This window comes from Sandarakinorhabdus sp., from assembly GCF_987265915.1.
This window is the reverse complement of the sequence record NZ_OZ503948.1, coordinates 355912-374426: the sequence shown is the minus strand read 5'-3', so window position 1 is coordinate 374426 and position 18515 is coordinate 355912. Positions and strand designations below refer to the sequence as shown.

Genomic DNA, 18515 nt, shown 5'->3' with positions numbered 1-18515 from the left:
TCAGCGGCCTTTTTCCATACGGGCCGCAGCAACGGCCTCTTTCAACCGATCGAAGCCGACCGCGCCCGAAAGGATGCGGTTGCCGATGATGTAGCTTGGTGTGCCTGTCAGCCCCAGATTGCGGCCGAGTTCGAGATTGCGGTTCACCTGCGCCTTCAGTTCGGCGTCATTCAACGCCGCGGTGGCGCGGGCTTGATCCATGCCGACACCCTTGACGATGCCCAGCGTGCGCGCCTGGTTGGGACGGCCGGGGCTTTCGAACATCGCATTGTGGAACCCGCCATATTTGCCCTGCTGCGCCGCCGACAGGCTGGCCAGCGCCGCTTCGGTACTGGCCGGGCCGAGCACCGGGAAATCGCGGTAGATCACCATCAGCTTCGGGTCTTCGCGCACCAGCCGCTGCACATCGGCATGGCCCTGGCGGCAATAGGGGCAGGCATAATCGAAGAACACCACCAGCTTCACATCGCCCTTGGGATTGCCGGCGATGGCGCCGGCAAACGGCGTTTCGATGGCGCTGCGATTTGCGGCCAGCGCCTTGCGCGCCTCCGCCTGTTCCAGCCGCGCCACGGCTTCAGGAATGATTTCGGGGTGATTGAGGATATAGTCGCGCACAATGGCTTCGATTTCGGCGCGATTGGTGGCCGGCGCGCCCTGGCCCGCAGCCAGCGCCGCGCCAGCGCCGAGCGCAGTGCCGGCCAGTGCCAGCGCCACGCCGGCTGCCATGCTCAGCCGGCGATTCCAGAAACCCATCATGCTCACCTCTTCTTGCGTTTCTGCAGCTCCAGCGCATCGCCGGCGACCAATGTGATGTCGTCTGCCCGTATGAAGTCGGGCGTGCCGGCCGGCAAGCCTGCCCGCGCCATCCGCGCGTTCATCATCGCGCCCATGGCATTGCCTTCCAGGCTGAACCGCTCCGCCGCCGCCAGCGCGGCGCGCGGCTTGTCGCCGCGTCGGTCATAGATCACGCCCAGCTGATACCAGGTGAAGGGGTTTTCCCGATCCAGGCTGACCGCCTTGCGCAACAGCGGCTCGGCTTCGGCCTGCAGTTTCGGGTCTTCGCTGGTCACCAGCGCATGGCCGAGCAACGTCAGGATCATCGGTTCGCCCGGCGCCTGTGCCACCGCCCGGCGCAGCACCGGCAGGCTGTCATCGACCTTGCCCGATTCCAGCAGGATCTGGCCTTCGAGTTCCAGGAAATACGGGTCATTCGGCCCGCTGGCCACCAGCTTCGCCGCTTCGGCCATGGCCAGATCGGGGTGGCCCGATCGGTGCCAGGCATAGGCGCGGGCATAGAGCGCAGCCGGCGTGTTGGTGCCTTCGGGATAGCGCTGCATCACCAGCCGCGGTTCATCGACAAAGCCGACCAGCTTGCCCTTGATGCGTTCGAACCGCGCCTGCAATGCCTTGTCTGGCGGTGTGTTCCACGCCTTGTCGCGTTCATACACCGCCAACAGATTGTTGACGCGCGTGCTCGAAAGCGGGTGGGTGCGGGCATATTCATTGTCTTGCGGGATGGCGAGGCGATATTCCATGCCCTGCAACTTGCGGAAAAACGCGATCGAACCGCGGCCGGAAATCCCGGCTTTCGACAGGAACACCGCGCCGGCCTGATCGGTGCGGCTTTCCTGATCGCGGGTGAAAGCCAGAAAGCGCCCCTGCGCCGCGGCCGTGCCCAGGCCCAATATGGCCATGCCAGCCTCACCGGCCCCGGCTGCCACCGCCAGTGCCGCGCCGACCAGCGACAGCAGGGAGATTTTGCTGGCCGGGCCGGCGCCTTCGCCAAAACGCACATTGTGCCCGGCGGCGATATGGCCAAGTTCGTGGGCGATCACGCCCTGCAATTCGTTCACATTGTCGGCCGCGATGATCAGGCCGGAATGGATGAACACATTCTGCCCGCCGGTCACGAATGCGTTGATGCTGGAATCGCCCACCAGCACGAACTGCACATTGCGCGGCTCCAGCCCGGCCGCGAGCACCAGATCCTTGCTGATATCGCGGAAAAACGCCTCGGTCTCGGCATCGCGCAGGATCGATTGCGCCGCCACAGGGCGCGGCAACGCCAGAACCAGCATGGCGATCAAGGCAAGGGCTGCGCGCATCGTTACGACCTTGCCTAGCACAGTTGAACAATGGGTGAAGCGGGGGGTATAGCCTGAGGGAATAGGGGCGGGCCTTACGCCGCCGTCAACGCCCGCGCCCGCCGGCGCTGCACCGATGATCCCAGCCCCAGCGCCTCGCGATATTTGGCCACGGTGCGCCGGGCGATGTCAAAGCCTTCGCCCTGCAACACCTCGACCAACTTGTCGTCCGACAGCACGTCCTCGCCTTCGGCCGCGATCAGCCGGGCGATGCGGTCCTTCACGGCCAGGGCCGAGGCGGTTTCGCCATCGCCGGAGCCGACGCCGGAGGTGAAGAAATACTTCAGCTCGAACAGGCCGCGTTCGCACAGCAGATATTTGTGGCTGGTCACCCGGCTGACGGTCGATTCGTGCATTTCGATCAGATCGGCGACCTGGCGCAGGGTCAGCGGCTTCAATTGGCTGACGCCTTGTTCGAAAAACCCCTGTTGCAGACGGACGATCTCGGCGGCGACCCGCACGATGGTGCGGGCGCGCTGATCCAGCGCCTTCAACAGCCAATTGGCGCTGGCCACGCATTCGTTCACGAAGCTGTTCGTGGCGCGATCGGCGCCGGCGGCCAGTTCGGATTGATATTGGCGATCGATGATCAGCCGCGGCAGTGTCGCCTGGTTGAGCGTCACCTGCCAGCCGCCATCGGCGCCGCGCATCACGAACACATCGGGCACCACCGCCGTCGCCGCCTCGCCGCCATAACGCAGGCCTGGCTTGGGATCATAGCCTTTCAGCTCGCGGATCATCTCGACGATATCCTCGCGATCCACTCCGCATTTGCGCACCAGGCCGGCCATGTCGCCGCGCGCCACCAGATCGAGATTGCGCAGCAGCTGGAGCATCGCCGGGTCGCAGCGATCGACGGCGCGGGCCTGCGCGATCAAGCATTCCGAAAGCGTGCGCGCCGCCACGCCGACCGGATCGAACATCTGCACGCGGGCCAGCACCTGCTCGACATGGGCCGGGCTGGTGCCAAGCCTTTCGGCAATATCGTCCACGGTTTCACCCAGATAGCCGCATTCATCGAGCCCATCGATGACGAAGCGCGCGATGGCGAGATCGATGCCGTTGAACTGGCCCACGGCCTGGCGCTCCAGCACTTCGGCCAGTGTCGCCTCACTGCCGGCAACCTGATCGAAATCGAAGCCGTCTTCGTCGCCGCCGGCGCCCTGGTTGGCCCGTTCGCCCCAATCGGCGGGCTGATCGGATGCGCAATCATGGTGGAACCGTTCGCTGCTGTAATCGGCCTCCAGCGGCGCATCGCCGCCGGCGGCGCCATTCTGCAGCAGGCTTTCCAGGCCGGTGTTGCTGCTATGCTCCGATACCGGCAGCGGTTCCGGGCTGGCATCGACTCCGCTGGGGCCAGACTCGCCGGGTTCGGCCGCATCGCCGCTGGCCAGCAGCGGGTTGCGCTCCATTTCCTCGCCGATCCAGCCTTCCAGCTCGACATTGGTCAGCGTCAGCAACTTGATCGCCAGCTGCAACTGGGGTGTCATCACCAGTTGTTGCGACTGCCTCAGCTCAAGGCGTGGCCCCAGCCCCATGTCAGGCGGCAACGGCCGTCACAGGGTGAAATCCTCACCCAGATAGACACGGCGCACGGTTTCATCGGCCACCAGCGCTTCGGGCGTGCCTTCGAACAAGACGCGGCCATCATAGATGATGCAGGCGCGGTTCACGATTTCCAGCGTTTCGCGCACATTGTGATCGGTGATCAGCACGCCGATGTCGCGGGCGCGCAATTGCACCACCAGCGCGCGGATATCGGCGATGGAGATGGGATCGATGCCGGCAAATGGCTCATCGAGCAGCATGATCGACGGGTTGGCGGCCAGCGCACGCGCGATCTCCACCCGGCGCCGCTCTCCACCCGAAAGCGCCATCGCCGGGGCACTGCGCAGCCGGGTGATGTTGAATTCGTCCAGCAATTGTTCCAATCGGGCCGCGCGCGCCCTGGCATCGGGCTCCGACACTTCCAGCACTGCCATGATATTCTGTTCAACGGTCATGCCGCGAAAGATCGAAGTTTCCTGCGGCAGATAGCCGAGGCCGAGCGCGGCGCGGCGATACATCGGCAGGCCGGTGATGTCGTGGCCATCGAGCAGGATGCGCCCGGAATCGGGCATGGCCAGGCCCATGATCGAATAGAAACAAGTGGTCTTGCCGGCGCCATTGGGGCCGAGCAGGCCGACCACCTCGCCGCGCCGCACCGACAAGGACACATCGCGCAGCACGACGCGATTGTCATAACGCTTGCCGATGCCGTCCACCGACAGGCCGCGCACCACTTCGCCGCTTTGCCCGGCCTGGGTGCCGCGTTCCCTCACTTCGGTCTGAACCATCTGCGAATCAATCCCTTTGCAATTGGCCCAACAATTGCATGCAACGTGACGCTAGCCTGAAATCTTGCCCTCGCCAAGACAAAGCACCGGCAGATACGCACCACGAAGCCAGCCGGGCGCAGGCTTGCCAAGCCGCGGTGCGCGGGCGAAGGGGGCCCATGCTCGACGCGCTTCCCGAACCCGCCATGATCGGCTTGCTGCTGCTGGCCGGTCTATGGGCCGGCGCGCAGAACGCGCTGGCCGGCGGCGGCAGCTTCATCACCCTGCCGGCGCTGATTGCTGCCGGGCTGGATCCGAAACTGGCCAATATCACCTCCACCATGGCGCTGTTTCCGGGGCAGATCACCACAGGCCTGGCAGGCCGCACGCTGGTGGCCGGGGCGGAGCGGCTGTCGTTCCGCGCGCTGGCCATCATCGCGCTGGCCGGCGGCGTGGCCGGCGCACTGTTGCTCAACGCCACGCCCACCCGCGTCTTTGCGGCCCTGGTGCCGTGGCTCGTGCTGCTGGCCACGGCCGTATTCGCTTGGGGCAGCTTCGGGCCGAAGAAGGCGGCGGATCGCCCGCCGCCGCCGGCCTGGGTGACCGTGCTCAGCCAATCCACCATCGCGGTGTACAGCGGCTTTTTCGGCGGCGGTGCCGGCATCCTGACCCTGGCCAGCCTCACCATCGCCGGCCTGGCCGTGCGCAACGCTGGCGGCACCAAGAATGTGCTGGTGTCCTTGTCCAACACCACGGCGGCGATCCTGTTCGCGTTGACCGGCAATGTCGCCTGGGCCCATGCGCTGGTGGTGGGCATCGGTGCGATGGCCGGCGGCTATGCCGGCGCGCGCCTGCTGGCAGTGGTGCCGGAAAAGACGCTGAAGCTGGCGGTGATCGTCATCGGCGTGGCGCTGACGGTGGGGTTGTTCGTCAGGGGCTGACGACAAGGCTCACCGCCGGTTGCCATATTCATCCACCAGCACCTCGCGGCGGCCGACATGGTCCGGCCGGCTGACAAAGCCGTCCTGCTCCATGCGCTCGATCAGGCGGGCGGCATTGTTGTACCCGATGCGCAAGTGGCGCTGGATGAAGCTGGTGCTGGCTTTCTGCGCCTTGGCGACCACATCGACGGCCTTGGCATAGACATCGGCTTCCTCGTCGCCGCGGCCGCCGCCGCTCAGCCCTGCGCCGGACAGATCGAGCTGGCCATCCATGTCGGCCGGTTCTTCGGTCACCGATTCGACATAGTCCGGCTCGCCCTGGGCGCGCCAGAAATCGGCGACGGCTTCCACTTCCTCATCCGACACGAACGGCCCATGCACGCGCACCAGCCGGCCGCCCTGCATCCACAGCATGTCGCCCTTGCCCAGCAGCTGCTCGGCGCCCGGTTCGCCCAAAATGGTGCGCGAATCGATCTTGCTGGTGACCTGGAAACTGATGCGGGTCGGCAGATTGGCCTTGATGACGCCGGTGATCACATCCACCGACGGCCGCTGCGTGGCGACGATCAGGTGGATGCCGGCCGCGCGCGCCTTTTGTGCCAGCCGCTGGATCAGCACTTCCACCTCCTTGCCGGCGGTGATCATCAGATCGGCCAGTTCGTCCACCACGACCACCACCAGCGGCATGGTCTCGAATTCCAGCACTTCTTCCTCGATGATCGGCAATTCGGTTTCCGGGTCCCACCCGGTCTGGACACGGCGGACGAACGGTTTGCCGGCGGTGCGGGCTTCCTTCACCTTCTGGTTGAAACTGGCCAGGCTGCGCACATTCAGCTCGCTCATCTTGCGATAGCGGTCCTCCATCTGCTCGACCGCCCATTTCAGCGCGCGCACCGCCTTGCCGGGCTCGGTCACCACCGGTGCCAACAGATGCGGAATGCCGTCGTACATCTTGAGTTCCAGCATCTTGGGATCGATCATGATCAACCGGCACTGCGCAGGGGTCATGCGGAACAGCAACGACAGGATCATCGCGTTCAGGCCCACCGATTTGCCCGAACCGGTGGTGCCGGCGATCAACAGATGCGGCATCGGCGCCAGATCGGCGACCACTGGATCGCCGGCAATATCCTTGCCCAGCACCAACGGCAGGCCCATGCCGCGGCCATCAAAGGCGGCACTGCCCAACAGTTCCGAAAGCGAAACGATCTCGCGCGTCTGGTTGGGCAGTTCGATGCCGATCACATTGCGGCCCGGCACCACGGCGACGCGCGCCGACAGCGCCGACATCGATCGGGCGATATCATCGGCCAGCCCGATCACCCGGCTGGCCTTGATGCCCGGCGCCGGTTCCAGTTCGTACATGGTCACCACCGGGCCGGGTCGGACCTCACCGATGCGGCCGCGCACCCCGAAATCCTCCAGCACGCCTTCCAGCAGCCGGGCATTTTGTTCCAGCGCGGCGGCATCGATGCGCGCCCGGGGGGCCGTGGGCGGCGGGCTCAGCAGATCGAGGCCGGGCAGCACGGCGGCATCGCCCAGATCGAGCGAGGCCTGGGTGTCGCGGCGGACGCGGCGGCCGGCACTGGGGGCAGCACCGCGCTCCACCACCACCGGGCCGGATTCGGCGTCCAGCGGCAACGGCAGACTGGTTTCGGCCGGGCGCGCCCGGCGCGGCGCGGCCGGAATCGGCAAGGTCGGCGATTCGGCTTCGGCCGGTTGCCGCAGCGCCCGGATGCTGGCGACGGCCGCTGAAACGCTGTCGCGGCCGATCGCGGTGCCGATCGCGATCAATACCAGGCCGGCCGGCGCCAGCAGGATTGCCAGCACGGCACCGGCCGGCACGTCGGCGAGTTCGGGAATGGCCTCCACCGTGCTGGCCAAGGCCATCAGTGCCAGGCCCAGCAAGCCGCCGGCGCCGGCCGGAGCGCCCAGATCGGGCAGATCAAAGCCGCCGGCCGCACCCGACAGCGCCGCCACGCCGGCCAGCGTGGCGCCCGCCATGCGCAACGCCGGCAGCGGCAGATTGAAGGCGACCCGCCACCCGGCCAGCAACAGCGCCGGCACCAGCAACAGCACCGGCCAGCCGAGCAGATGCAGCAGCAGATCGGCGACATGCGCACCGGGCACGCCCAGGGCATTGCCGGGCAGCAGCGCGGTGGCGGTGTTGAACGACGGATCGCGCGGCGAATAAGTCAGCAAGGCCGCCGCCAGCGCCGCACCCACAGCGCCCAGCGCCAGCCCGGCCAGGATACGCCCCAGCTGCCGGAGCAGCAGCACGGTGCCCACCCGGACGCGCAGCAGCCAGCCCGACATGGTCGATGCTGTGGCAGTATGTGCCCGTGTGGCCATCGCGGTTCAGCCTTCATTGCTGTGAAAGCTCGGCGAGCGTTCACCCTTTGGTCACTGCGGAGCATGAATCAGCCCGTCCGGCCGGTCAAGCGCTGGCCCCTTATGACATCATGTCTCGCTTGGGGGAATCGCCTGTCTGGGTTAGACCCAAGTCATGCAGACCATGGACGCAGATGTCATCATCATTGGTGGCGGGCTTGTTGGATCGACTCTGGCGCTGGCGCTGGCGCGTCACGAGGTGACCAGCATCGTGGTGGATTCGGCTGATCTCGATACCACCACCACTGCGGCCTTCGATGGGCGCGCCAGTGCCGTGGCCAGCGCTTCGGGCCGGATGCTGCGCGCGCTGGGGCTGGGCGAAATTCTCGATACCCATGGCTGCGCGATCCGCGAAATCCGCGTCACCGATGCGGCGCACCCGCAATTTCTGCATTTCGATGCCGGCGAAGCCAATGATCCGCTCGGCACGATGGTGGAAAACCGCCATCTGCGCAGCGGGCTGCTGAATGCGGTGCGAACCTGTTCCGAAGTGACCCTGCTGGCGCCGGTGACGGTGGCCAGTCTGGTGCGCGACGATCATGCTGCAACGCTCACGCTCAGCGATGGCCGGGTGTATCGCGCCGCGCTGGTGGTGGCCTGTGACGGCCGGCGTTCGGCCACGCGCGAAGCCGCCGGCATTCCGATTGCGCAATTCCATTATCCGCACGCGGCGTTGATCAGCATGGTCACCCACAGCGTGCCGCACGGCAATGTCGCCTGCGAGCTGTTCTACCCGCAAGGCCCGCTGGCCCTGCTGCCGATGGTCGATAGCGAAGATGGCCGGCCGCGCACCGCCATCGTGTGGACGGTGGACGCCAGGCACATGGCCGCTGCGAAGAAACTGGGGCCAAAGCAACTCGCCGCCGAAATCGCCGCGCGCTGCGATGGCACGCTGGGCGACATCGAGGTGATCGCCCCGCAGGCGGTGTGGCCGCTCGGCTATCACCACGCCGCGCGCTACACTGACAATCGCCTGCTGCTGCTCGGCGACAGCGCGCACGGCATCCACCCGATCGCCGGCCAGGGCCTCAACATGGGCTTCCGCGATGTGGCGGCGGCGGCCGAAGTGCTCACCAACGCGGCGCGCAGCGGCCTCGATCTCGGCAGCCCGGATGTGCTGGCGCAGGTGTCGGCGTGGCGGCGGTTCGACAACAGCCTGGTCTGCGCCGTCACCGACGGGCTGAACCGGCTGTTTGCGCTGCCCGGCGCGGTGCCCAGCCGGGTACGGCGCATCGGCCTGTCGGCGGTGGAACGCCTGCCACCGCTGAAGCGCTTCTTCATGAACCAGGCCCGCGGCGAAACCGGCAAGCTGCCGGCGCTGCTGAAGGGCGAACTGGTTTGATGCGCAAGCCTGTGGCATAAACCGGCCATGGCGACCGTGCTGAAAACCATCGAACTGCCCGAAGCGACCATCGCTGGCCTGGATGCGCTGGTGGCAGCTGGTCATGCCGAAACGCGCGAAGCCCTGGTGGCTGATCTTGTTGCCCGTGAAGCTGAACAGGCCGCCAAGCAGAAGGCGTTTGATGAGGCCATCGAGGAAGGTTTCGCCAGCGGGTTTGTGGAAATGACCGTGGACGAGCTTCGCGCCCATCTGCGGTCCCGATATGCCAACGCGACTTAACTTCGCCCGCCGGGCAGTTGCTGATCTTGAGGCAATTGAGGATTATGGACGTCAAGTGCATGGCGAGGCTCAAGCCGTTCGCTATGCGGATGAATTGTTGGCCGCCATGCATTTGTTGCTTGATTTCCCGAACGTTGGACCCGGCTTTGGCCGGCGGGGATTGCGCCGCAAAGGGTGTGGCAGCCACGTGATTTTCTACTGGATCGATGGCGACATTGTGCGAATTGTGCGTGTGCTGCACCAGCGCATGGACCCATCGCGGCATCTGTAACCGCCTGACAATATCCAGCGTTGCCGCTCGCGCCCTCGCCCGCCATTGTCGCCATCATGATCGATCGTGACGCTCTCCTCGAAAAATATCGTGCCGAACGCGACAAGCGCCTGCGGCCCGAGGGCAATGCCCAATATGTGCGGCTGGCCACGCATTTCCCGCAGCTGCGCACCGATCCCTACACGCCGCGGGTCGAGCGCGCGCCGGTAACCGATCATGTCCGCTTTGCCATGGTCGGCGGCGGTTTTGCCGGGCTGTGCACCGGGGCGCGGCTGGCGCAGGCGGGCATCACGGATTTCCGCATCATCGAGGCTGGCGGCGATGTCGGCGGCACCTGGTACTGGAACCGCTATCCCGGCGCGCAGTGCGATACTGCATCGATTATCTACATGCCGCTGCTCGAGGAAACCGGGCATATCCCGACCGAAAAATACGCCCATGCCCCCGAAATCCAGGGCCAGGCCAAGGCCATCGCCCGCACCTTCAACCTGTATGACAAGGCGCTGTTCCACACCGAAGTGACCAGCTGTGTCTGGGATGAGGACGCGCTCGTCTGGGTGATCGAAACGACACGCGGCGATCGCTTCACCGCCGATTTCGTCGGCATCGGCACCGGGCCACTGAACGTGCCGAAGCTGCCCGGCATTGCAGGCATCGAGACGTTCAAGGGCCATCAATTCCATACCAGCCGCTGGGATTATGGCTACACCGGCGGTTCGGCCGAGGGTGCACCAATGGACAAACTCGCGAACAAGCGCGTCGCCATTATCGGCACGGGCGCCACCGCCGTGCAGTGCGTGCCGCATCTGGCGCGCGATGCGCAGGCGCTGTTCGTGGTGCAGCGCACGCCCTCATCGGTGGATGTGCGCGCCAACGAACCCATTGATCCTGACTGGTTCAAATCCATCGCGACGCCGGGCTGGCAGACGCGCTGGCTGGAAAATTTCGCCGGCAATGTCGGCATGGGCGGCGCCAGCGAAGATTGGGTGCGCGATGGCTGGACCGACCTGTCAAAGCGCATCCGGTCGCGCATCATGGCGCTGCCGCCCAGCGACTGGACGCCCGACAAGATGGCCGCCGCCTGGGAAATGGCCGATCACGAGAAGATGACCGAAATCCGCGAACGCGCCGTCAGTGTAGTCGAAGATCGCGCCACCGCCGAGAAATTGCAGGCCTGGTATCGGCAATTGTGCAAGCGGCCGTGCTTCCACGATGCCTATCTGCAAGCGTTCAACCGGCCCGGCGTCACCTTGGTCGATACCGATGGCCAGGGCGTCGAACGCATCGACGAATCCGGTCTGTGGGTGAACGGGCGGCATTACGCGGTCGATTGCATCATCCACAGCACCGGTTTCGAAGTCGGCACCCCTACCGAGGAACGCGCCGGCTTTGATCCCGTCGGTCGCGACGGCCAGAAATTGTCCGAAGCCTGGAGCGACGGCATGCGCACGTTGCACGGGCTGAACAGCACCGGCTTCCCCAATCTGTTTCTGGTGCAGTTCGCGCAGGCTGCCAATTTCATCATCAACGTGCCGCACAACTGGATGGAAACCGGCACCTCCATCGCCGCCATCGTCCGCCACATCACCGATGCCGGCCTGAAGACCGTGGAGCCCGAGCCCAAGGCCCAGGAAGATTGGGTCAATTTGCTGCTCTCCGGCCCCGGCATGATGATCAACAACCCGGATTGCACGCCGGGCTATTACAACAATGAAGGCCAGCCCATGGACCCGCGCGCCAAATATGCCGTGGGCTATCCGGCGGGGCCGAATGCGTTTTTCCGGTATATGGACGGGTGGCGGACGCGCGGCGACTTCAAGGGGTTGGTGTTCGGATGAGAGCACGTCACCCCGTATTCGGCAAAAACTCCCGCGCTTCATCCACCAGCAGGATCGGCACGCCGTCGCGGATCGGATAGGCCAACCCGGCCGTATCGTTGATCAATTCCTGCGCGTCGCGGTCATACCGCAGCGGCTGGCGGGTGAGCGGGCAGACCAATATGCCCAGCAGGCGGGGATCGAGCGCAGCGCCGGACATGTTATTGCAGGCGGCCGGGGCCGGCGCCAAAACCCGGGCTGGGACCGCTGGCAAAGCTCATCAGCGCCGCCAACGTCTGCGCGCGTTCGGGCAGGGTGATGGTTTCCAGCAGCGCCTGTTTCTCCGCCGGCTCGAACGGCAGCACGCTGGCCAAGGTCGTGATCAACGCTTCATCATCCGCCGATTGCACCGCGTCCCAATCCGCCGCCAGCCCGCGCGCGTCGAGATAGGGGCGCAGCGCGTCCTCCACCGCTGATCGTGTCGCCGCATCCAGCGACTCGGCTTCGTCGCGATCTTCGGCAAAGCTGTGATAATCGGTCATCACCTGGCGATAGAGCGTGTCACGCTCCAGCTCCGCCCCCACCCGGAAGCGGCTGGTGCCGACCAGCGCAATCAGGATGCGGCCATCGTCGGTCTCGCGATAATCGCTGATCCGCCCCAGGCAGCCGACCTGATAAAGCGGCGGCGGATTATTGTCGGATTCGCGCGGCTGGATGATGCCGATCACCCGGTTGGCAGCGCCGTTGGCGGCCATGGCATCGCGCACCATCGCCAGATAGCGCGGCTCGAAGATGTTGAGCGGCAGCACGCCGCGCGGGAACAGCACGGCGCCGGTGAGGGGGAAGACCGGCACGGCGGCCGGCAGCGGATCAAGGGCCTCGCTGGCGCTCATGCGAACCAGATCGAGCGCAAGGCGGCGCGGGTCTTGATGCTCCACGGATCGGCGAGGCCAGCGGCTTCGAACATGGTCAGCAACTTGGTGCGCGCGGCGCCGTCGTTCCAGCCGCGATCGGCCTTGATGATGGACAGCAGATGCGTCGCGGCGGCATCGCGATCACCGCGCGCGGCCAGCGCACTGGCCAGATCGAATCGCGCCGCGTGATTGCCGGGGTCGCTGTCCACCTGTGCCACCAGATCGGCCAGTTCGTCCGATTCCGGTGCAGCGGCGGCCAGCGCCAGCGCGGCGCGGGCGCGTGCCACGATTTCATCCTTCACGTCAGCCGGCACCACGGCCAGTGCCGCGGCCGCAGCCTCCACCTTGCTGCCGGCCAGCAGCGCCAGCGCATAACGGCCGATCAGATCGTGGCGATCCGGCAATTCCTGCACCAGTGCGGCCAGCATGGCGGCGGCATCGTCGTGGGCGCCGGCGGCGGTCGCCTCTTCGGCGGCGGCGACCAGCTGGGCAATCTGTTCTTCCAGTGCGGTTTCCTCGGCATCGGCCGGCACGCCGGCGAGCAGGCGATCGATGAACTGCGCCAGTTCCCGTTCGGGCAGCGCGCCCTGGAAACCATCGACCGGGCGGCCTTCCAGAAAGGCATAGACGGTGGGGATGGATTGGATGCGGAACTGCGCGGCCAGCGCCTGATTCTTGTCGACATCGATCTTGACCAGCTTGACCTTGGGCGCCCGCGCCGCAACCAGCCGCTCCAGCGCCGGCCCCAGCGTCTTGCACGGCCCGCACCATTCCGCCCAGAAATCCACCAGCACCAGCGCGGTTCTCGACGCATCGATGACATCGCGGCGGAACGCCTCGATGCTGGCCTTTTCGGCGACCGGGTTGGGAATGCTGGCCAAGACTGCTGCTCCGGTAATTGCGCGTTCCCGCCATATGGGGCGCGAGGAGGGGGTTTGCCAAGACGGCGGTTGCGCACAGGCATCGTTATGCGGCTTGGAAAAAAGAGTCTTGCACCCCTAACCCGCCCGCGCTAGACGCGCCGCTCTCATCGACGGATGAGCGGGCGTAGCTCAGGGGTAGAGCGCAACCTTGCCAAGGTTGAAGTCGAGGGTTCGAATCCCTTCGCCCGCTCCAGTCGCAGGCCGGCTCGAAAGCAACGCGGAGCGTTGGTTTCAGACTCGGCCAAGACCGGACAGCGAGCAAAAAAGGGCGGCCCCAACAGGCCGCCTTTTTTGACTCGTCTGACGGCGTGGCTCCGCCACGCACTTACGTTCTTTCTCCCTTCAAAAATCCAAACGGACTCGGCGGCTCTGCCGCCGGCCGTTGCCCCAAAGCGCAGCCGCAGTGGCAAACGCGCCACCCCTCCGTCTCGCTGCGCTCGCCACCTCCCCTTGCGGGGGAGGATCAGCGGATCCCCCCCTCGACTCGCCCCCACCCCACCCCTACAACCACCCCCATGCACAGCCACGCCCACAGCCACCCGCTGGGCGGCCATGACCACCACGGGCATGGCCATGCCCACGCGCCGGCGGATTTCGGTCGCGCCTTTGCCATCGGCGTGGCGCTCAACCTGGCCTATGTCGCCATCGAGGCCACCGCCGGACTTTGGTATGAATCCATGGCGTTGCTGGCAGACGCCGGCCACAATCTCTCCGATGTCGCCGGGCTGCTGATCGCCTGGGGCGGGCTGGCGCTGGCGCGGCGGGCGCCCAGCCCGCGCTTCACCTGGGGCCTGACGCGCTCGCCCATCCTGGCGGCGCTGGCCAATGCGTTGATCCTGGTGGCGGCGTGTGGCGGCATCGCGTTTGAATCCATCCATCGCCTGATCGATCCGCTGCCGGTGTCGGGCGATGTGGTGATGATCGTCGCCGGCATCGGCATCCTGGTGAACAGCGGCACGGCCTTGCTGTTCATGCGGGGCCGGAAGGGCGATGTGAACATCCGCGGCGCTTATCTGCATATGCTTGCCGATGCCGGCGTGTCGGCGGCCGTGGTGATTGGGGGCTTGGTGATCCGCGAGACGGGGTGGCGCTTTGTCGATCCGCTGCTCGGGCTGGCGGTGGCAGCGGTGATCCTGCGCGGCACCTGGGGCCTGTTGAAGGAATCGCTGGCGCTGGCGCTGGATGCCGTGCCGCCGGGCATCAATCCGCAGGCGGTGCAGGATTGGCTGCGCGGGCTGAACGGTGTGGCGGCGGTGCATGATCTGCATATCTGGCCGCAGGGCACCACAGGCGCCGTGCTGACCGCGCATCTGGTGATGCCGGGCGGCCATCCCGGCGACGAGGCCTTGGCCAATATTGCCCATGCGCTGCACCACCGCTTCGATATCGGCCATGCGACGTTGCAGGTGGAAACCGGCGCCGAACATTGCCGCCAGGCGGTGCCGGACGGTTGCTTGCATTAAGGCTTTGGCACTGATGCATCTGTGGGTGGCGGGCGTGCGCGCTGCGGCGTAAAGCACGGCCATGCGCATCATCGATCACCATATCGCCGGCCGCACGGTCAGCCACGGCAGCCGCACCAGCCCGGTGTATGATCCCAACAACGGCAATGTGCAGGCGCAGGTGCGGCTGGCCGGCGCCGACCTGCTCGAACAGGCCGTCGCCGCGGCGCGCGCCGCGCAACCCGCCTGGGCTGCCACCAACCCGCAGCGCCGCGCCCGCGTGATGTTTGCGTTCAAGGCCCTGGTGGAGGCGGAGATCGACGAGCTGGCCCGTGTGCTGAGCAGCGAACATGGCAAGGTGCTCGCCGATTCGAAGGGCGATATCCAGCGCGGGCTGGAGGTGATCGAATTCTGCTGCGGCATCCCGCACGTGATGAAGGGCGAATACAGCCACGGCGCCGGCCCCGGCATCGACATCATGGCCTTTCGCCAACCGGTGGGCATCGGGGCGGGCATCACCCCATTCAATTTCCCGGCGATGATCCCGATGTGGATGGCCGGCGTCGCCATCGTCACCGGCAATGCCTTCATCCTGAAGCCGTCGGAACGCGATCCCACGCTGCCGCACATGCTCGGCGATCTGTTCCGCCGCGCCGGGCTTCCGGAGGGCATTTTCAGCGTGGTGAATGGCGACAAGGAAATGGTGGACGCCATCATCGCCCACCCGGATATCGCCGCGATCAGCTTCGTCGGCTCATCGGATGTGGCGGAATATATCCATGCTCAGGGCTGCGCGCGCGGCAAGCGGGTGCAGGCGATGGGCGGCGCCAAGAATCACGCGGTGGTGATGCCCGATGCCGATCTCGATCAGGTTGTGCGCGATCTGGCCGGCGCAGCGTTCGGCAGCGCCGGCGAACGCTGCATGGCGCTGCCGGTGGTGGTGCCGGTGGGCGAGGATACGGCAGACGCGCTGCGCGCCAAGTTGCTGCCGGCGATCGCCAAATTGCGCATCGGCACCAGCACCGATCCGGAGGCCGATTATGGCCCGGTGGTGACCGCTGCGCACAAGGCCAGAATCGAAAATTATATCCAGATGGGCGTCGATGAAGGCGCCGAGCTGGTGGTCGATGGCCGCGGCTTCACCTTGCAGGGCCATGAAGGCGGCTTCTTCGTCGGGCCGACGCTGTTCGATCATGTCACGCCCGCGATGCAAAGCTATCGCGAGGAAATCTTCGGGCCCGTCCTGCAGATCGTGCGCGCCGCCGATTTCGAAGCGGCGCTCGCGCTGCCCAGCCAGCATCAATATGGCAACGGCGTCGCCATCTTCACCCGCAACGGCCACGCCGCGCGCGAATTTGCGGCGCGGGTGAATGTCGGCATGGTCGGCGTGAACGTGCCGATCCCGGTGCCGGTCGCCTATCACAGCTTCGGCGGCTGGAAGCGCAGCGCCTTTGGCGACATCGGCCAACACGGCATGGAAGGCGTGCAATTCTGGACCAAGCGCAAGACGGTGACGGGGCGCTGGCCGGATGGCGGGGTGGGCGATGCCGGCAGCGCGTTCGTCATTCCAACGATGGGGTGAAGCGATGGATATGGATGTCATTCTCAAGCGCTTCGAATCGCCCGATGAAGTGCGTGAATTCGCCAAGGGCCGCTTCGAAATCGTCCGGCTGGGCGGCATGACCATCGGCCGCGCCACCTATCAGCCCGGCTGGCGGTGGACCGCTGATGTCGGCGCCGCGATGGGGGCCACCTCCTGCCATGTCGAACATGTCGGCATGGTGATTTCCGGCTGCGCCACCGCCGCCATGGATGATGGCCCCATCATCGAAATGCGCGCCGGGGACATTTTCTATGTGCCCCCCGGCCATGACAGCTGGGTGGTGGGGGACGAACCCTATGTCTCCATCCATTTTCTGGGAGCGGCCGATTACGCGGCGGCGAAGGACGACAAATGAGCTTTGAAACTCTCCTGATCGAACAGAATGGCGCGGTCACCCTCGTCCGCCTCAACCGCCCACAGGCGCTGAACGCGCTGAACAGCCAGGTGCTGGCCGATCTGATCGCGGCGTTTGCGGCCTATGATGCCGATGCATCGCAGCGCTGCCTGGTGATCACCGGCAGCGAGAAGGCCTTTGCCGCCGGCGCCGACATCAAGGAAATGAGCGGGCAGAGCTTCGCGCAAATGTACGGCGGCAATTTCTTTGCCGGCTATGATCATGTCACCGCCACCCGCAAGCCGTGGATCGCGGCGGTCTCCGGCTTTGCGCTTGGCGGCGGCTGCGAACTGGCGATGATGGCCGATATCATCATTGCGGGCGAAAACGCCAAATTCGGCCAGCCGGAAATCAAGCTGGGCGTCACCCCCGGCATGGGCGGATCGCAGCGGTTGGTGCGCGCCATCGGCAAGGCCAAGGCCATGGAAATGTGCCTGACTGGCCGCATGATGGACGCGGCCGAGGCCGAACGCGCCGGCCTGGTGGCGCGCGTCGTGCCCACCGAAACCCTGCTCGATGAAGCACTGAAGCTTGCCGCCACCATCGCCGCCATGGCGCCGCTCGCCAGCATCGCCGTGAAGGAAGAAATCGACGCGGCGTTCGAGATGAGCCTGAAGGAAGGCGTGCGCTTCGAACGCCGGCTGTTCCACAGCCTGTTCGGCAGCGCCGATCAGAAGGAAGGCATGGCGGCGTTCGTGGAGAAGCGGCCGGGGAATTTCACGGGCACCTGATACCTCGTCGCCCCGGACTTGATCCGGGGCCCCGCTTGTTTTCACATGACGCCAAGAGAGCGGGGCCCCGGCTCAAGCCCGGGGCGACGAAAGAAGGACAACGCAATGAGCAGCATCGCATTCATCGGCGTCGGCAACATGGGCGGCGGCATGGCGCTCAATCTGGTCAAGGCCGGGCATGATGTGCGCGCCTTTGATCTGTCCGCCGATGCGCTGGCGCGGGTGACGACGGGCGGGGCCAGCGCCGCCGTCAGCGCCGCCGCCGCGGCGGAGGGGGCCGATGTGATCGTCACCATGCTGCCCGCCGGCACGCATGTTCGCGCCGCCTATGAAACCACGCTGTTCGCCGCCGCGCGTGCCGATGCGGTGCTGATCGATTGTTCCACCATCGATGTGGAAACGGCGCGCTCGCTGGGCGAGGCAGCGGCAGCCCGCGGGCTCGCCATGGTCGATGCGCCGGTTTCGGGCGGCACTGCGGCGGCCGATGCCGGCACGCTCACCTTCATGGTCGGCGGGCCACAAGCGGCGTTCGCGGCGGCGCGGCCAGTCCTGGAAAAAATGGGCAAGGCGGTGATCCACGCCGGCGGGGCGGGCATGGGGCAGGCGGCGAAGATCTGCAACAACATGATCCTGGGCGCCACCATGATCGCCACCGCCGAAGCCTTTGTGCTTGCGGAGAAATTGGGCCTGGAAGCACAAACCTTCTTCGACATCAGCAGCAAGGCCAGCGGGCAAAGCTGGTCCATGACCAGTTACTGCCCGGTGCCCGGCCCGGTGCCCACGTCCCCTGCCAACCGCGACTATGCCGGCGGCTTTGCTGCGGCCTTGATGCTGAAGGATCTGAAGCTGGCGGCGCAGGCCGCCGCTACCGCCGGTGCGTCCACGCCGATGGGCGGGCAGGCGGAAAGCCTCTACCAACTGCTCGTCAACAACGGGTTCGGCAGCGACGATTTTTCCGGCATCATCCGCCTGCTGCGCGGTTGACAGGGGCCGCCACCCCGGCTTGAT

At 66.1% G+C, this 18515-nt stretch carries 18 protein-coding genes and 1 tRNA gene; 11 read left to right on the top strand and 8 right to left on the bottom strand.

The genetic code is table 11. The features are described from left to right. The 4 genes from AC6UUM_RS01770 to lptB all read right to left on the bottom strand — a co-directional run bounded on the left by AC6UUM_RS01770 (position 1) and on the right by lptB (position 4480). Positions 1-756 carry a DsbA family protein gene (locus AC6UUM_RS01770; protein ID WP_500803638.1) on the bottom strand — a complete coding sequence of 252 codons (756 nt, stop codon included), beginning with the start codon at positions 754-756 and terminating at the stop codon, positions 1-3. Positions 757-758: 2 nt separating this feature from the next. Next, positions 759-2105 carry a M48 family metalloprotease gene (locus AC6UUM_RS01765; protein WP_500803637.1) on the bottom strand — a complete coding sequence of 449 codons (1347 nt, stop codon included), beginning with the start codon at positions 2103-2105 and terminating at the stop codon, positions 759-761. 74 nt (positions 2106-2179) lie between these two features. Further along, positions 2180-3682 carry an RNA polymerase factor sigma-54 gene (gene rpoN / locus AC6UUM_RS01760; RefSeq protein ID WP_500803636.1) on the bottom strand — a complete coding sequence of 501 codons (1503 nt, stop codon included), beginning with the start codon at positions 3680-3682 and terminating at the stop codon, positions 2180-2182. Positions 3683-3700: 18 nt separating this feature from the next. Then, positions 3701-4480 carry an LPS export ABC transporter ATP-binding protein gene (gene lptB, locus AC6UUM_RS01755; RefSeq protein ID WP_500803635.1) on the bottom strand — a complete coding sequence of 260 codons (780 nt, stop codon included), beginning with the start codon at positions 4478-4480 and terminating at the stop codon, positions 3701-3703. 158 nt (positions 4481-4638) lie between these two features. On the opposite strand from lptB, the gene AC6UUM_RS01750 reads away from it, so the two are divergent. Continuing rightward, the gene (locus AC6UUM_RS01750) at positions 4639-5400 is read left to right on the top strand and encodes a sulfite exporter TauE/SafE family protein (RefSeq protein WP_500803634.1); all 762 of its coding nucleotides are present in this window, start codon (positions 4639-4641) and stop codon (positions 5398-5400) included. Between the two features lie 9 nt (positions 5401-5409). On the opposite strand, the gene AC6UUM_RS01745 is transcribed toward AC6UUM_RS01750, so the two are convergent. Then, positions 5410-7716 (bottom strand): FtsK/SpoIIIE family DNA translocase, encoded by a 2307-nt coding sequence (locus AC6UUM_RS01745; RefSeq protein WP_500803633.1) that lies wholly within the window; start codon positions 7714-7716, stop codon positions 5410-5412. 190 nt (positions 7717-7906) lie between these two features. Here AC6UUM_RS01745 and AC6UUM_RS01740 point away from each other — a divergent pair, with 190 nt between their 5' ends. The 4 genes from AC6UUM_RS01740 to AC6UUM_RS01725 are packed head-to-tail and all read left to right on the top strand — an operon-like array spanning position 7907 to position 11521. Further along, positions 7907-9133, top strand: a complete 1227-nt coding sequence (locus AC6UUM_RS01740) for an FAD-dependent monooxygenase (RefSeq protein ID WP_500803632.1) — start codon at positions 7907-7909, stop codon at positions 9131-9133. Between the two features lie 27 nt (positions 9134-9160). Then, positions 9161-9412 carry a ribbon-helix-helix domain-containing protein gene (locus AC6UUM_RS01735; RefSeq protein WP_500803631.1) on the top strand — a complete coding sequence of 84 codons (252 nt, stop codon included), beginning with the start codon at positions 9161-9163 and terminating at the stop codon, positions 9410-9412. Beyond that, complete coding sequence (locus AC6UUM_RS01730) at positions 9396-9683, top strand: type II toxin-antitoxin system RelE/ParE family toxin (RefSeq protein ID WP_500803630.1); 288 nt, start codon at positions 9396-9398, stop codon at positions 9681-9683. Before AC6UUM_RS01735 ends, AC6UUM_RS01730 begins: the two co-directional genes overlap by 17 nt. A gap of 56 nt (positions 9684-9739) precedes the next feature. Next, on the top strand, positions 9740-11521 hold the full coding sequence (locus AC6UUM_RS01725) for a flavin-containing monooxygenase (RefSeq protein WP_500803629.1): 1782 nt from the start codon (positions 9740-9742) through the stop codon (positions 11519-11521). A gap of 7 nt (positions 11522-11528) precedes the next feature. Here the strand turns inward: AC6UUM_RS01725 and AC6UUM_RS01720 are convergent, their stop codons facing one another. The 3 genes from AC6UUM_RS01720 to trxA are packed head-to-tail and all read right to left on the bottom strand — an operon-like array spanning position 11529 to position 13295. Beyond that, positions 11529-11720 (bottom strand): Trm112 family protein, encoded by a 192-nt coding sequence (locus tag AC6UUM_RS01720; RefSeq protein ID WP_500803628.1) that lies wholly within the window; start codon positions 11718-11720, stop codon positions 11529-11531. Between the two features lies 1 nt (position 11721). Beyond that, positions 11722-12393 carry an LON peptidase substrate-binding domain-containing protein gene (locus tag AC6UUM_RS01715; RefSeq protein ID WP_500803627.1) on the bottom strand — a complete coding sequence of 224 codons (672 nt, stop codon included), beginning with the start codon at positions 12391-12393 and terminating at the stop codon, positions 11722-11724. Then, positions 12390-13295, bottom strand: a complete 906-nt coding sequence (trxA, locus tag AC6UUM_RS01710) for a thioredoxin (protein ID WP_500803626.1) — start codon at positions 13293-13295, stop codon at positions 12390-12392. The genes AC6UUM_RS01715 and trxA overlap by 4 nt, the downstream gene beginning before the upstream one ends. 160 nt (positions 13296-13455) lie before the next feature. Between trxA and AC6UUM_RS01705 the strand changes: the two genes are divergently transcribed. The 6 genes from AC6UUM_RS01705 to mmsB all read left to right on the top strand — a co-directional run bounded on the left by AC6UUM_RS01705 (position 13456) and on the right by mmsB (position 18491). Next, positions 13456-13530: transfer RNA gene (locus AC6UUM_RS01705), tRNA-Gly, on the top strand. A gap of 322 nt (positions 13531-13852) precedes the next feature. Beyond that, positions 13853-14800, top strand: a complete 948-nt coding sequence (locus AC6UUM_RS01700) for a cation diffusion facilitator family transporter (RefSeq protein WP_500803625.1) — start codon at positions 13853-13855, stop codon at positions 14798-14800. 61 nt (positions 14801-14861) lie between these two features. Continuing rightward, positions 14862-16361: a CoA-acylating methylmalonate-semialdehyde dehydrogenase gene (locus tag AC6UUM_RS01695; RefSeq protein ID WP_500803624.1), complete on the top strand. Its 1500-nt coding sequence runs from the start codon at positions 14862-14864 to the stop codon at positions 16359-16361. A 4-nt stretch (positions 16362-16365) separates the two neighbouring features. Then, a complete protein-coding gene (locus tag AC6UUM_RS01690; RefSeq protein WP_500803623.1) occupies positions 16366-16737 on the top strand; it encodes a cupin domain-containing protein in 372 nt (123 codons plus the stop codon). Next, positions 16734-17507: an enoyl-CoA hydratase gene (locus AC6UUM_RS01685; RefSeq protein ID WP_500803622.1), complete on the top strand. Its 774-nt coding sequence runs from the start codon at positions 16734-16736 to the stop codon at positions 17505-17507. The genes AC6UUM_RS01690 and AC6UUM_RS01685 overlap by 4 nt, the downstream gene beginning before the upstream one ends. 45 nt (positions 17508-17552) lie before the next feature. Next, the gene (mmsB, locus tag AC6UUM_RS01680; RefSeq protein WP_500803621.1) at positions 17553-18491 is read left to right on the top strand and encodes a 3-hydroxyisobutyrate dehydrogenase; all 939 of its coding nucleotides are present in this window, start codon (positions 17553-17555) and stop codon (positions 18489-18491) included. Positions 18492-18515 lie beyond the last annotated feature (24 nt).